Below are 14,257 nucleotides of genomic sequence, written 5' to 3'. Positions count from 1 at the left end.
ATGGTGTATTCTGTCGGCTATGGAACGCACAACACGTCAAAAAACCGCTATTCAAGCCGCCATCGAGTCGGCCCAGCGCCCCCTGTCGGCGCAGGAAATCCTCGAACAGGCCAGCTTGCAAGTGACGCAGCTGGGCATCGCCACCGTTTACCGCAACTTGAAGTCCTTGGTGCTGGAGGAAAAGGTGCACGTGGTGACCTTGCCGGGCGAAAACCCGCGCTACGAGTCGAACACGGCCGCCAATCACCACCATCACCATTTCCAGTGCACCACGTGTCAGCGCGTGTTCGATGTGCATGACTGCCCGGGCGACTTGAAGCGCATGGCGCCGCAAGGCTTTGTCGTCGAGCGCCACGAACTGACCCTGTACGGCCGCTGCGCCGATTGCAATGCGGCCGCCGGCGTCAGTGCGGTCGCCGCCGGTGCCGCCCCGCACGCCTGCGCCAGCGGCCACGACCCGGCCTGAGCGGGCAGGCTGTCGATGTTGGCACGTGCGCAACAATGCCCGTGCCCGCCGTCATTGCCGCACCCCATATCACGTATAATCTTCCCTTTAAAGCTGCCGCCACTCTTTGCCAAAAAAACATGAAATCAACTGAAATCCGCGACAAGTTCCTCAAATTTTTCGAGTCCAAGGGCCATTCCATCGTCCGTTCCAGCTCCCTGGTGCCAGGCAACGATCCGACCTTGCTGTTGACGAACAGCGGCATGGTGCAGTTCAAGGATGTGTTTACGGGCACGGACAGCCGTCCGTACACGCGCGCCACCTCGGTGCAGCGCTGCGTGCGCGCCGGCGGCAAGCACAACGATCTGGAAAACGTCGGCTATACGGCGCGCCACCATACCTTCTTTGAAATGCTGGGCAACTTCAGCTTCGGCGACTACTTCAAGCGCGACGCGATCCAGTACGCATGGGAACTGTTGACCAAGGTGTACGGCTTGCCGGCTGACAAGCTGACCGTCACCGTCTACATCGAAGATGACGAAGCGTACGACATCTGGGCCAAGGAAATCGGCGTGCCTGTCGAGCGCATCATCCGCATCGGCGACAACAAGGGTTCGCGCTACGCTTCGGACAATTTCTGGCAGATGGCCGACACGGGTCCATGCGGTCCATGCACGGAAATCTTCTACGACCACGGCGCCGACATTCCTGGCGGCCCGCCGGGCTCGCCTGACGAAGACGGCGACCGCTTCATTGAAATCTGGAACCTGGTGTTCATGCAGTTCAACCGCGACGAAGCGGGCGTCATGCACAAGCTGCCGAAGCCGTGCGTCGACACGGGCATGGGCATGGAGCGCCTGGCCGCCGTGCTGCAGCACGTGCATTCGAACTATGAAATCGACCTGTTCCAGCACCTGATCAAGGCCGCCGCGCGCGAAACGGGCGCCACGGACCTGGAAAACAAGTCGCTGCGCGTAATCGCCGACCACATCCGCGCCGCCGCCTTCATGATCGTCGACGGCATCATTCCGGGCAGCGAAGGCCGTGCGTATGTTCTGCGCCGCATCATCCGCCGCGCCCTGCGCCATGGCCACAAGCTGGGCCAGACGAAACCGTTCTTCTACAAGCTGGTGGCCGATCTCGCCATCGAGATGGGCGGCGCCTATCCGGAGCTGGAAGAAGCGAAAGAAAACGTCGCCAACATGCTGAAAGCCGAGGAAGAGCGTTTCGGCGAAACGCTGGAAACGGGCATGAAAGTGCTGGAAGCGCAGCTGGCCAAGGATGCCACGGGCATCGACGGCGCCACCGCCTTCACCTTGTACGAAACCTACGGCTTCCCGCCGGACCTGACGGCTGATATCTGCCGCGAGCGCAACATCAGTTTCGACCAGGCGGGCTACGACGCGGCCCTGAAGGAAAGCCAGGAACTGTCGCGCAAGGGCGGCAAGACGCACAAGGACAGCAAGGTCGAGTACACGGGCGAGAAAAACAAATTCGTCGGCTATGACCAGTTGACGTTCAGCAGCAAGGTCGTCGCGCTGTACGCGGCCGGCACGCCCGTGCAGGAATTGAAGGCGGGCCAGGACGGCATCGTCGTGCTCGACACCACGCCGTTCTACGCGGAATCGGGCGGCCAGGTGGGCGACCAGGGCGTGATCGCCTCGGGCGCCGGCAGCTTTGCCGTCAGCGATACCCTGAAAATCCAGGCCGACGTGTTCGGCCACCACGGCGTGCTGGAGTCGGGCGTGCTGAAGGTGGGCGATGCCGTCTCGGCCGAAGTCGACACGGCCAAGCGCGCGCGCACCATCCGCAACCACTCGGCCACGCACCTGATGCACAAGGCCTTGCGCGAAGTGCTGGGCGGCCACGTGGCGCAAAAGGGTTCGCTGGTCGACCCGGACAAGACCCGCTTCGACTTCAGCCACAATGCGCCGATGACGGCCGAGCAGATCGCCGCCGTGGAAACCATCGTCAACAAAGAGATCCTGGAAAACCGCGCCACGCAAGCCCATTTGATGTCGTTTGACGACGCCGTCAAGCATGGCGCGATGGCTCTGTTCGGCGAAAAATACGGCGACGAAGTGCGCGTGCTCGACATCGGCAGCTCAAAAGAGCTGTGCGGCGGCGTCCACGTGCAGCGCACGGGCGATATCGGCCTGTTCAAGATCATCGGCGAAAGCGGCGTGGCCGCCGGCATCCGCCGCGTGGAAGCGGTGACGGGCGAGGGCGCGCTGGCGCTGGTGCAAACCATCAACCGCCGCCTCGTCGAAGCGGCCAGCGCGCTGAAGGCGCAGCCGGAAGAATTGACGGCCCGCATCGTCCAGGTGCAGGACCACGTGAAGGCGCTGGAAAAGGAACTGGCCGCGCTGAAATCGAAACTGGCGTCGGGCCAGGGCGATGAGCTGGTCACGCAAGCCGTCGATGTGAACGGCATCAAGGTGCTGGCGGCCGTGCTGGAAGGCGCCGACGTGGCCCGTCTGCGCGAAACCATGGACAAGCTGAAGGACAAGCTGAAAACGGCCGCCATCGTGCTGGCCAGCGTGGCGGACGGCAAGGTCAGCCTGATCGCCGGCGTGACGGCGGACGCGACTTCCAAGGTCAAGGCGGGCGAGCTGGTGAACTTCGTTGCACAGCAAGTGGGCGGAAAAGGCGGCGGACGCCCCGATATGGCGCAGGCTGGCGGCACCGATCCGAGTGGCCTGGCGAACGCCCTGGCCGGCGTGCCGGCCTGGGTCGGCGAACGCGCAAAATAAGGCGTAAGCTAGAAGGCATGCGGGGTTTTCGCCCCACAGCCCCTTGAAAACGGCCCGCAGACGGTGTTTGCGGGCCGTTTTGCCGTGTGGAATCTCGTTGTGACACCACAACAGCCGATGAACTATTTTGGTGCAGCGCGTCAATGCCCCTGATTTAGAGTAGTATGTCGAAAATCAGTACAACAAAACAATGGTGGGATATTGATGATGAGCGACACACTACTTGATACCGAGATTATGGAATTTCACAAAGAACTCGACGCGCGCGGCTTGAATTGCCCGTTGCCGATTCTGAAGGCGAAAAAGGCTTTGTCAGAGCTGCAGAGCGGGGAAGTGCTGCGCATCATGGCAACCGATCCCGGTTCCGTGCGCGACTTCCAGGCTTTCGCCAAGCAAACGGGCAATGCCCTGCTGTCGCATGTGCAGACGGGTACCGAATTCGTCTTCCTGATGCAACGCAAATAATTCTGCCAGCCGGGGCCGCCGTGGCGCGGCCTGGTTTTCCTTCCCGAACCAGCCCTTTTGCTGCCCTGCAGCGTAGCGGCGGACCCCCTTGAAATTCCCGAAGCTGGACAGTTTAGATGGATTGCTCTAACAAAAAATCGCACGATCGTGCTTAAATTCGGTTCAGGATTCAAATTTCTCTTATAATCGAACGCACAATCAGCACTTGATCCGTCATTTTTATAATTTCCCAAAGGCATAGCTATGAAAGTCTTGGTACCCGTCAAACGCGTGGTCGACTATAACGTCAAAGTCCGCGTCAAGAGTGACGGCACTGGCGTCGATACCGCCAACGTCAAAATGTCGATGAACCCTTTCGATGAGATCGCGCTGGAAGAAGCGATGCGCCTGAAAGAAGCCGGCAAGGTCACTGAAGTGGTCGCCATCTCCTGCGGCGTGACGCAGTGCCAGGAAACCCTGCGCACGGCCATGGCCATCGGCGCCGACCGCGGCATCCTGGTGGAAACGACGACCGAACTGGAACCGCTGGCCGTCGCCAAGCTGGTCAAGTCCCTGGCCGAGAAAGAGCAGCCGCAACTGATCATCCTGGGCAAACAGGCGATCGATGACGACAGCAACCAGACGGGCCAGATGCTCGCTGCCCTGCTGGGTTGGCCGCAAGCCACGTTCGCTTCGAAAGTCGTGCTGGAAGATGGCAAAGTCACCGTCACGCGCGAAGTCGACGGCGGCCTGGAAACCCTGGCATTGACCTTGCCAGCGATCATCACCACCGACCTGCGTCTGAACGAGCCACGCTATGTGACCTTGCCGAACATCATGAAGGCAAAGAAAAAGCCGCTCGAGACCGTCAAGCCGGAAGACCTGGGCGTCGATGTTGCGCCACGTCTGAAGACCCTGAAAGTCGTCGAGCCAGCCAAGCGCTCGGCCGGCATCAAGGTGCCGGACGTCGCCACCCTGGTCGCCAAGCTGCGTACCGAAGCCAAAGTCATCTAAGCGGCTTTGCCGTCACTCCAGAACAATTACAGGACATATCATGGTCGCATTAGTTATTGCTGAACACGACAACGCTACCTTAAAGGGCAGCACCCACCACACCGTGACCGCGGCTGCCCAGTGCGGCGGCGACGTGCACGTACTGGTCGCAGGTTCGAACGCCTCGGCTGCCGCCGCTGCCGCCGCGCAAATCGCCGGTGTGACGAAAGTCATCGTGGCCGACGCGCCATACTTTGCCGACGGCCTGGCCGAAAACGTGGCCGAGCAAGTGCTGGCCATCGCCGGCAACTACAGCCACATCCTGGCGCCAGCCACCGCCTACGGCAAGAACATCCTGCCGCGCGTGGCCGCCAAGCTGGACGTAGCGCAAATCTCGGAAATCACCAAGGTCGACTCGCCTGACACCTTCGAGCGCCCGATCTACGCCGGTAACGCTATTGCCACCGTGCAATCTGGCGACAAGGTCAAGGTCATCACCGTGCGCACCACCGGTTTCGACGCCGCTGCCGCCACCGGCGGTTCGGCTGCCACGGAAACCGTCGCTGCCGTTGGCGACAATGGCAAGTCCGCCTTCGTGGGCCGCGAACTGGCCAAGTCCGACCGTCCTGAACTGACCGCCGCGAAAATCATCGTGTCGGGCGGCCGTGGCATGGGTTCAGCCGAGAACTTCCACATCCTGGAGCCGCTGGCCGACAAGCTGGGCGCCGCCATGGGTGCTTCGCGCGCCGCCGTCGACGCCGGCTTCGTGCCGAACGACTGGCAAGTGGGCCAGACGGGCAAGATCGTCGCCCCATCGCTGTACATCGCCGTCGGCATCTCGGGCGCGATCCAGCATCTGGCCGGCATGAAAGACTCGAAGACCATCGTCGCCATCAACAAGGATCCGGAAGCGCCGATCTTTGCCGTGGCCGACTACGGCATCGTGGGCGATCTGTTCGAGATCGTGCCGCAACTGGTCAAAGAACTGGGTTAATTTAAACCCATCAGGTTTTGTATATCACGAAGCCACGCCGGCCCGCCCCACACGGCGAGCCGCGCGTGGCTTTTTTCTTGGAGAAATAGATGAGCTATCAAGCCCCGCTGAAAGACATGTTGTTCGTCATGAACGAACTGGCCGGCCTGGCCGAAATCCATACTTTGCCTGGCTGCGAAGACGCGACACCCGACACGGCCGAAGCCGTGCTGGAAGAAAACGCCAAGTTCTGCGGCGGCGTGGTGGCCCCCCTGAACTGGCCCAGCGACAAGGAACCGAGCTTCTGGCACGACGGGCAAGTCACCACGTCGAAAGGCTTCAAGGAAGCGTTCAAGGCCTACGGCGAAGCGGGCTGGCAGGGCGTGCAGCATCCGACGGAATTTGGCGGCCAGGGCTTGCCCAAGCTGCTGGCCACGCCCTGCATCGAAATGCTCAATTCGGCCAGCATCTCGTTTGCCCTGGTCGCCCTGCTGTCGGACGGCGCCATCGAAGCGCTGCTGACGGCCGGCAGCGACGAACAGAAGGCCACCTACCTGGAAAACCTGGTCTCCGGCAAGTGGACGGGCACCATGAACCTGACGGAGCCGCAGGCGGGGTCCGACCTGGCCGCCGTGCGCACGCGCGCCGTGCCGCAGGACGATGGCACCTATAAAGTCTTTGGTACGAAGATTTTCATCACGTACGGCGAACACGACATGGCAGAAAACATCGTCCATCTGGTGCTGGCCCGCACGCCGGACGCACCGGCCGGCGTAAAAGGCATTTCGCTGTTCATCGTGCCAAAATTCCTCGTCAACGCGGACGGCAGCCTCGGTGCGCGCAACGACGCGCACTGCGTGTCCATCGAGCACAAACTCGGCATCAAGGCCAGCCCCACGGCCGTGCTGCAGTTCGGCGACCATGGCGGCGCCATCGGCACCCTGGTGGGCGAGGAAAACCGCGGCCTCGAATACATGTTCATCATGATGAACGCTGCCCGCTTCGGCGTGGGCCTGCAAGGCATCGGCCTGGCCGAGCGCGCCTACCAGCAAGCCGTGGCGTTCGCCAAGGACCGCGTGCAGTCGCGCGACCTGGCCGGTTCCGCCGGTCCGGTCTCCATCATCCACCACCCGGACGTGCGCCGCATGCTGATGTCCATGCGCTCGCAGACGGAGGCGGCGCGCGCGCTGGCCTACGTGGGCGCGGCCATCAGCGACGTGGCACACCACCATCCGGACGCCGACGTGCGCGCGGAAAGCCTGGCGACGTACGAATACCTGGTGCCCGTGATCAAGGGCTGGGCCACGGAAATGTCGCAGGACGTCACGCGCGACGGCGTGCAAGTGCACGGCGGCATGGGTTTCATCGAAGAGACGGGAGCCGCCCAGCATTACCGTGACGCCAAGATCCTGACGATCTACGAAGGCACGACGGCCATCCAGGCCAACGACCTCGTGGGCCGCAAGACGGTGCGCGACGGCGGCGCCGTGGCAAAAGCCATCATCGCCCAAGTGCGCGCCACGGAAGCCCAGCTGGGCGAGCTCTCCGGCGCCGACTTCCAGGCCATGCAGCGCCACCTGGCCGAAGGCAGCGCCGCGCTGGAAGCCGTGGTCGAGTATGTGGTGGCGAACATGAAGACGGACATCAAGGCCGTGTTCGCGGGCAGCGTGCCCTACCTGAAGCTGGCCGGCATCGTGCTGGGCGGCTGGCAAATGGCGCGCGCGGCCATCGTGGCGCAGCAAAAGCTGGGAGAGGGCAGCGGCGACGCATCGTTCTACAAGGCAAAAATCGCCACGGCCCGCTTCTTTGCCGACCACATCCTGTCTCAGGCACCGGGCTTGCGCGCCACCATCATCGACGGCAGCGCCGGCGTGATGGCCTTGTCGGAAGAGCAGTTTTAAGCGGGGTCAGACCCCCTCGTCCGCTAACGCCGAGTTTGGCGTTGGCATTGTTGAGGGTCTGACCCCAGCAGTGTGCTGAAGACCCGCAGAAGGCAAAAAAAGCGCTGGAGATCGCTCTCCAGCGCTTTTTTTAACCACAAAGACAAATGCCGGGGTCAGACCCGACGGGGGAATGTGCGCCAATGGCGCGCATTCCGATCCCACAGGGACTGACCCCAGATTTACTCTGCGTTCTTAGCGGCGGGCGATGCCGTTGCCGGAATTGCGTACCAAGTCGCCAGCCGCCAAGCCAGGGTCCTGGTCAAACGCGAAATCGGCCTTGGCGCCCGTTTCGTATTGCACGGTGACGGTCCAGGTCTTGGCGTTCTTCATGTGGCCTTCGACTTGCTTGCCCGCGTAGGCGCCGCCAGCGGCGCCGGCCAAGGTGGCCAGGTCCTTGCCGCGTCCGCCGCCGACCTGGCGGCCCAGCAGGGCTCCGGCCACGCCGCCGCCGATCATGCCCAGTGCGCCGCCTTCACCGGCTTTTTCAGTGACGTTGACTGCCAGCACCTTGCCGCAATCGGCGCAAATCTGATGCTGCGGCTGCTTGGAGGGCTGGCTGGCGTAGGAGTTGCCCGCCTTTTGCGCGGCCTTGGCATTGATGATGGCCTGGTCGTATTCGCCCTTGGCGTCGCGCAGGCATTGCATGCGGGCTTTCGAGCTGCTTTCTTCTGCGCACAATTTCTTGTCGTCCGCATAGCGCGTGTTGGCTTGCTTCGTGTCGTACGCGTATTGCGCCTTCGGCGACAGGTTTTGCGCGAAGGCGGATGTGCTGAACAGGGCCGTGACGGCGACTGCGAGGATGAGTGGGCGACGAATCATGATCTTCTCCTAGGGGGTGTTAAATGAGCCAGTAATGTCGGCATTGTGAATGCAGTATAGAGGAAAATCATGATTGCTTACCAACACTTACATGTGCGTGCGGGGCGACGGATAGATGTCATTTCCATGCGGAAATTAACCGTAGGCGCCGCCTGTGTACAGCAAGTCGAACAGGCGCGCCATGGTGGCGATCAGCACGCCCGCGCCTAGCATCAAGGTAGCGACCAGTACCACGGCCAAGGGCCAGCCCGTGTCCGACAGGCGGCTTGATGCAGCATTGTAGCGGGCGTCCCATTTGTCGTCCGGCATCAGGCCCAGCACCAGCGCTTCCAGGAAGCCGCCCAGGGCGGATAGGGTCAGCGGTAATATCTGATAAAACCAGTCCGCCTCGGGAAACAGCTGATGCAGCAACGCGCTGGTGGGCAGGGCGGCCAGGTGTAGCCAGCCCCAGCGGTCTTTGGCGCCGTGCAGGTAAAAGCGGTGTGCGCCCAGCGTGCCCAGCAAAAAGGCCAGCAAGGTGGTGAATGCCTTGTTCTTGTGCGACTGTTGCAAAATGGTAGCGGTGGTCATGGGACTCCAGAATTGCTCATCAGTAAAGATTGCCAGTATCGGTCATTGCCTCGCACAACGATAGCACTTTCCTGTGGCGTTTATGCAATGATTTCGCCTGATTTCGCCTGAGTCCAAGCCATGGCCGGCACGATAGACGCAGACGCCTATTGCGTCTTCGGCCCTGACTGGTCATAATGTTTGATTAGCCCAAATTACACGCCCGTCATCATAACGCTTGCTGCCTGGCGGTAAAGCGCGCTATAATTTGCGGCTTTTTCCGCCTCAGCACACTTTTTGGAAATATTATGGTCGTTATTCGTTTAGCTCGTGGAGGCGCCAAGAAGCGCCCGTTCTTCAACATCGTTGCTACTGATTCGCGCAATCGCCGCGATGGTCGCTTCATTGAGCGTATCGGTTTTTACAACCCGATGGCGCAAGGTGGCGAAGTTCCACTGCGTATCACCGCAGACCGTCTGGCCTACTGGCAAGGCGTTGGCGCACAATTGTCGCCAACCGTTGCTCGCCTGGTAGCCAGCAACAACAAAGCAGCAGCTTAATTAGATCACTGGTTTGACGGTCAAGACTGCATCCGGGGTGAAAGTCCCCGATGACCTGGTACAGGTAGGCTATGTCTCCGGTGCTTATGGCATTGCTGGCGGGGTCAGGATCACTCCTTTCTCCGACGATGCGGATGCATTATTAAGCGTCAAAACCTGGTGGTTTGATAAACCGACCTTGCATGATGTTCAAGTCAGGCAAGCGAAGTTACACGGCGGCGACGTCGTGGCCCAGCTGGTGGGTGTGGTCGGGCGGGATGCCGCAGAAGCGCTGAAAGGCGTCTCTGTGCAAATTCCGCGTAGCCATTTCCCGACGCTGTCGGCCGATGAATTTTATTGGTCCGATCTGATCGGACTGACAGTCGAGAATTTGCAAGGCGAGTGCCTCGGCACAGTGCACGACATGATGAGCAATGGTCCGCAGTCGATCTTGCGCGTTACGCCCGTCGCCAGTGCCGATGAGACCGTTGAAAAGGCGCCTGAGCGCCTGATCCCGTTTGTTGGCCAGTTTGTCATTAACGTTGACAAGGCTGCCAGCAAGATCACGGTCGATTGGGGCCTCGATTATTAAACCGCCTGCGCATAACTTTGCGCCGGGCAAACGTTGCAGGATGGTGAGCGATGCAATTTGATGTCGTGACCCTGTTCCCGGAAATGTTTGCCGCGCTGACGCAGTCGGGTGTGACCCGGCGCGCCTTCGAGCAGGGGAAATGTGGCTTGTCCTTGTGGAATCCCCGTGATTTCACGACCGACAATCACCGTACCGTGGATGACCGCCCCTATGGCGGCGGCCCCGGCATGGTGATGATGGCCCGTCCCCTCGAAGCGACAATTAATGCCGCCAAGCAACGCCAGGCCGAATTGGGACTGGCGGCGCCCCGCGTGGTGTTCATGTCGCCGCAAGGCCGTCCGCTGACGCACGCGCGCGTCACGCAGTTGAAAGCCGAGCCTGGCCTGGTGATCCTGTGTGGCCGCTATGAAGCCGTGGACCAGCGTTTGCTGGACCGGTGCGTCGACGAAGAGATCAGCATCGGCGACTTCGTCCTGTCGGGCGGTGAATTGCCCGCCATGGCGCTGATGGATGCGGTGATCCGCCTGTTGCCCGGTGTCTTGAACACGGAGGCATCGGCCATCGAGGACAGCTTCGTCAATGGCTTGCTCGATTCGCCGCACTACACGCGGCCGGAAACATACGAAGGCATGGCCGTGCCGCCCGTCTTGATGGGTGGCAATCATGCCGAGATCGTCAAGTGGCGCCGCCAGCGCATGCTGGAAGCGACCGCGACAAAGCGGCCTGACCTGCTGGTCAGTGCGCGCGCCGCCGGCTTGCTCAGCAAGACCGACGAAAAATTCTTGGCCAGCCTGTAAGCCGTCTCCGGACGGCCGGCAGGGGGGCCAGTAGTGCCGGGCATGTTGCCCATATTGTGTTACCCATCCTCTACCGGGCGGATACTTGCTATCCACAGTGCGCCGGCATGATGGTTTTCGGAGTGTTAAAAATGGACTTGATTCAACAATTAGAGCAGGAAGAAATTGCTCGTCTGGGTAAAACCATTCCTGAATTCGCACCAGGCGATACCGTTATCGTCAGCGTCAACGTAGTCGAAGGCACGCGCAAGCGCGCCCAGGCTTACGAAGGCGTCGTTATCTCCCGTCGTAACCGTGGCCTGAACTCGAACTTCATCGTTCGCAAGATCTCGTCCGGCGAAGGCGTTGAGCGTACGTTCCAACTGTACTCGCCGCTGATCGCTTCGATCGAAGTGAAACGCCGTGGTGATGTTCGCCGCGCCAAGCTGTACTATCTGCGTGAGCGTTCGGGTAAATCGGCGCGTATCAAAGAAAAATTGCCAAACCGCCGCGTTGTGGCGAAAGCAAGCGCGTAATATCAGCGTCTGCGTTGGGAAAAGGGGTACCGTATTGGTGCCCCTTTTTTTATTCTGAATTGCTAATGGGATAAGCTGCCATGGCCACCATCGCATTTGATCCAAAACAACTCGCCATCGATTCGATCGCCGGCGAGGCGGCGCTGGACGCCGTGCGCCTGACGCCGGACTGGCTGCGCCAGCGCCTGGCCGAACAGCCTGACTGGCAGCCCGAGATCACCCAGGATTTCCTCTCCGCCCGCGCCGTGCCCGTGCGCGCCGCCGTCCTCATTCCCCTGGTGCAGCGGCCGCAGGGCTTGACCATTTTGCTGACCATGCGCACGGACCACCTGAGCAGCCATGCGGGCCAGGTCAGTTTTCCCGGCGGTCGCAGCGAGCCGTTCGATGGCTCGCCCGTGGCCACGGCCTTGCGCGAAACGGAAGAAGAAGTGGGCCTGGCGCGCGAGCACATCGAAGTGCTGGGCTGCCTGCCCGACTACCTGACGGGCACGGGCTACCAGGTCACGCCCGTGGTGGGCCTGGTAACGCCGCCGTTCGAACTGCGCGCCGACCCGTCCGAAGTGGCGGAAATCTTCGAAGTGCCGCTGGCCTTCCTCATGGATGGCCTCAACCATCAGCGCCTGTCGGTGGAATTGCCGGGCGGACGGCGCTCGTTCTACGCCATGCCGTACGAGCGCTTCTACATTTGGGGCGCCACGGCCGGCATGCTGCGCAATCTGTTTCACCTGCTGCGCGCGTAAAATGGCGCCGCGCACGTAATAAGTTTGATTCCAGCACGGCACTGCGCTATCGTAGCGGGCATTGCGGTATTGCTGAAAAAGACAAAAAGGACGTTTGATGACATTTCTCTCCATACTTTGCGCATTGCTGATCGAGCAGCTCAAACCTTTGCGCGCGGACAATCCGATCTACGCCGAAATCAAGAGCCTGGCGATGCGCATGGAGACCTGGTTCAATGCCGGCCACGCCAGCCACGGCCGCATGGGCTGGTTCCTCATGATCGGTGCGCTGATGGTGCCGACGGCGGGCGTGTACTGGATCTTGCTCCACTATCAGCTGACCCTGCTGGCCTTTGCCTGGAACGTCCTCATCGTCTACCTGACCCTGGGCTTCCGTCATTACAGCCATTACTTCACCTCGATCCAGCTGGCCCTGAGCGCCGGCGACGAAGCGACCGCGCGCACCTTGCTGGCCGACTGGACCAAGCTCGACACGGTGGGCATGGAAGCGAGCGAGATCGCCCGCATCGCTGTGGAAAAAGCCCTGATCACCACGCACCGCAATGTGTTTGGCGTGTTTTTCTGGTTCCTCATGCCGCTGGGTCCTGCCTGCGCCGTGATGTACCGCGTGGCCGAATACCTGGCGCGCGCCTGGAACGAGCCCGAGCACATGCGCAATGAAGCGTTCGGCCAGTTCGCCGCGCGCGCCTTTTACTGGATCGACTGGATCCCCGTGCGCCTGACGGCCGTGGCGTTTGCCGTGGTCGGCAATTTCGAGGACGCCATCTACGCCTGGCGCAATTTCGCCCAGCGCTGGCAGGACGAGTCCATCGGCATCATCCTGACGGCCGGCGGCGGCGCCATGGGCGTACGCCTGGGCACGCCAGCGGAAACGGCCGCGCGCGTGCTCGTCACGCCCGACATGGCCGTCGACGACAGCGACAGCGAAAGCGATATCCTGCCGGGCGAAGAGCCGGGCGCGCGCGCCTTGCAGAGCACGGTGGGCCTCGTCTGGCGCGCCTTGCTGCTGTGGATGCTGTTGCTGCTGTTGATGTCGGGCGCCGTTTTCCTCGGCTGACGCGGGCGCACATGCGCCATCCATGCGCCTTGCGCGTGGAACAAGGTTAAAATAGGGGCTGGCGCGCAAGGCGTGCCGGCCCCTGTTTGCATCGCCAGGGCAGATGGAGGTAGAACCCAAGTCTTCTATAAGATATAATACTGGCTTACCGCAGCAAACGTAGTTGACTACCAGCCCGGCTTACCCGCCGGGGCCATTCACGCAATCCAGTCCCGACAAGCCACATGGCCGAGTTATCTCAAAAAACAGGGGAACTCTCAGACGAGTTCTTCATCCTTGGTCTCACCAGCAATGGCAAGCAATTCCGACCCAGCGATTGGGCCGAGCGCCTTTGCGGAGTGATGTCCTGTTTCAATCCCGACGGCGGCGGGCGCAATGCGCACCTCCAGTATTCGCCCTACGTGCGCCCGACCGTCGTCAATGGCGTCAAGTCGGTGGTGGTCAACACCAAGCTGCGCGAGATCGAGCCGATGGCGTTTCACTTCGTGCGCGAATTTGCCAAGGATAACGACCTGCAGATCGTCGAAGCCTGCTTCTTGCCGCCCCCAGAAGAAAAGTAAGACCGTTTCAATTGATTTGCCTCAAACCCGCCACGGCGGGCTGGCGTAGCGTGGACACTCTGCCTCAAACGGAGCGGCGACATGCGCATCGGCGACATCTGTACCCTGCATACCATCCATTGCCAGCGTGACACCAGCGTGCAAGACGCCGCGCTGCTGATGCGCCAGCACCACGTGGGCGACCTGATCGTGGCCGAACAGCCGAATGGCGAGCGCGTCCCCATCGGCATCCTCACCGACCGCGACATCGTCATTTCCGTCATCGCCCTCGGTCTCGACCCCGCCAGCCTGCTGGTGGGCGACATCATGAGCGCGCAGCTGCTCACCGCCAGCGAAGACGAAGACGTCTACGACATCATCGAACGCATGCGTGTCAACGGCATCCGCCGCCTGCCCGTGGTCAACAGCCTGGGCGCGCTTTCCGGCGTTGTCAGCATCGACGACTTGCTGGCCTTCCTGGCCCAGGAAATGGCCGAGCTGGCGCGCATCAGCAGCGGCCAGCTGGTCCACGAAAAGCGCACCAGAAAGTAAGCGCGTA

At 61.4% G+C, this 14,257-nt stretch carries 16 protein-coding genes; 14 read left to right on the top strand and 2 right to left on the bottom strand.

Going from position 1 to position 14,257, the window contains the following annotated elements:
* Window positions 1-19: 19 nt before the first annotated feature.
* The 6 genes from AC1Q6X_RS08490 (at window position 20) to AC1Q6X_RS08465 (ending at window position 7,509) form a co-directional block, all read left to right on the top strand.
* A complete protein-coding gene (locus tag AC1Q6X_RS08490) occupies window positions 20-466 on the top strand; it encodes a Fur family transcriptional regulator (protein WP_121668647.1) in 447 nt (148 codons plus the stop codon).
* A 119-nt stretch (window positions 467-585) separates the two neighbouring features.
* Window positions 586-3,198 (top strand): alanine--tRNA ligase, encoded by a 2,613-nt coding sequence (gene alaS, locus AC1Q6X_RS08485; protein ID WP_492496382.1) that lies wholly within the window; start codon window positions 586-588, stop codon window positions 3,196-3,198.
* Between the two features lie 237 nt (window positions 3,199-3,435).
* Window positions 3,436-3,663, top strand: a complete 228-nt coding sequence (locus AC1Q6X_RS08480; RefSeq protein ID WP_010395510.1) for a sulfurtransferase TusA family protein — start codon at window positions 3,436-3,438, stop codon at window positions 3,661-3,663.
* A gap of 243 nt (window positions 3,664-3,906) precedes the next feature.
* A complete protein-coding gene (locus AC1Q6X_RS08475; RefSeq protein ID WP_034759884.1) occupies window positions 3,907-4,656 on the top strand; it encodes an electron transfer flavoprotein subunit beta/FixA family protein in 750 nt (249 codons plus the stop codon).
* A 40-nt stretch (window positions 4,657-4,696) separates the two neighbouring features.
* Entirely contained in the window at window positions 4,697-5,629 is a 933-nt protein-coding gene (locus tag AC1Q6X_RS08470; protein ID WP_070221858.1) for an electron transfer flavoprotein subunit alpha/FixB family protein, read from the top strand.
* 89 nt (window positions 5,630-5,718) lie between these two features.
* A complete protein-coding gene (locus AC1Q6X_RS08465; RefSeq protein WP_492496380.1) occupies window positions 5,719-7,509 on the top strand; it encodes an acyl-CoA dehydrogenase in 1,791 nt (596 codons plus the stop codon).
* Window positions 7,510-7,743: 234 nt separating this feature from the next.
* Here the strand turns inward: AC1Q6X_RS08465 and AC1Q6X_RS08460 are convergent, their stop codons facing one another.
* Together AC1Q6X_RS08460 and AC1Q6X_RS08455 are read right to left on the bottom strand one after the other, a co-directional pair.
* Complete coding sequence (locus AC1Q6X_RS08460) at window positions 7,744-8,370, bottom strand: glycine zipper 2TM domain-containing protein (RefSeq protein ID WP_070221856.1); 627 nt, start codon at window positions 8,368-8,370, stop codon at window positions 7,744-7,746.
* 135 nt (window positions 8,371-8,505) lie between these two features.
* Window positions 8,506-8,940: an NINE protein gene (locus tag AC1Q6X_RS08455; protein ID WP_492496378.1), complete on the bottom strand. Its 435-nt coding sequence runs from the start codon at window positions 8,938-8,940 to the stop codon at window positions 8,506-8,508.
* A 287-nt stretch (window positions 8,941-9,227) separates the two neighbouring features.
* On the opposite strand from AC1Q6X_RS08455, the gene rpsP reads away from it, so the two are divergent.
* From rpsP to AC1Q6X_RS08415, 8 genes are all read left to right on the top strand, one after another.
* Window positions 9,228-9,479: a 30S ribosomal protein S16 gene (rpsP, locus tag AC1Q6X_RS08450; protein ID WP_010395524.1), complete on the top strand. Its 252-nt coding sequence runs from the start codon at window positions 9,228-9,230 to the stop codon at window positions 9,477-9,479.
* A gap of 13 nt (window positions 9,480-9,492) precedes the next feature.
* Window positions 9,493-10,050, top strand: a complete 558-nt coding sequence (rimM, locus tag AC1Q6X_RS08445; RefSeq protein ID WP_070221854.1) for a ribosome maturation factor RimM — start codon at window positions 9,493-9,495, stop codon at window positions 10,048-10,050.
* A gap of 50 nt (window positions 10,051-10,100) precedes the next feature.
* Window positions 10,101-10,847, top strand: coding sequence for a tRNA (guanosine(37)-N1)-methyltransferase TrmD (gene trmD / locus AC1Q6X_RS08440; RefSeq protein WP_492496375.1), 747 nt, complete (start codon window positions 10,101-10,103; stop codon window positions 10,845-10,847).
* Window positions 10,848-10,978: 131 nt separating this feature from the next.
* Entirely contained in the window at window positions 10,979-11,362 is a 384-nt protein-coding gene (rplS, locus tag AC1Q6X_RS08435; protein WP_010395528.1) for a 50S ribosomal protein L19, read from the top strand.
* A gap of 80 nt (window positions 11,363-11,442) precedes the next feature.
* A complete protein-coding gene (locus AC1Q6X_RS08430) occupies window positions 11,443-12,102 on the top strand; it encodes a CoA pyrophosphatase (protein WP_070221852.1) in 660 nt (219 codons plus the stop codon).
* Between the two features lie 97 nt (window positions 12,103-12,199).
* Window positions 12,200-13,159, top strand: coding sequence for a CobD/CbiB family protein (locus AC1Q6X_RS08425; RefSeq protein WP_070221851.1), 960 nt, complete (start codon window positions 12,200-12,202; stop codon window positions 13,157-13,159).
* A 224-nt stretch (window positions 13,160-13,383) separates the two neighbouring features.
* Window positions 13,384-13,719 carry a DUF3579 domain-containing protein gene (locus AC1Q6X_RS08420; protein WP_070221850.1) on the top strand — a complete coding sequence of 112 codons (336 nt, stop codon included), beginning with the start codon at window positions 13,384-13,386 and terminating at the stop codon, window positions 13,717-13,719.
* Between the two features lie 81 nt (window positions 13,720-13,800).
* Window positions 13,801-14,250: a CBS domain-containing protein gene (locus tag AC1Q6X_RS08415; protein WP_070221849.1), complete on the top strand. Its 450-nt coding sequence runs from the start codon at window positions 13,801-13,803 to the stop codon at window positions 14,248-14,250.
* Window positions 14,251-14,257 lie beyond the last annotated feature (7 nt).

It is taken from the genome of Janthinobacterium sp. GW823-FHT06H09 (assembly GCF_058794735.1).
Note: the sequence above shows the minus strand (reverse complement) of the source record. Positions and strands in the feature narration are given on the sequence as shown.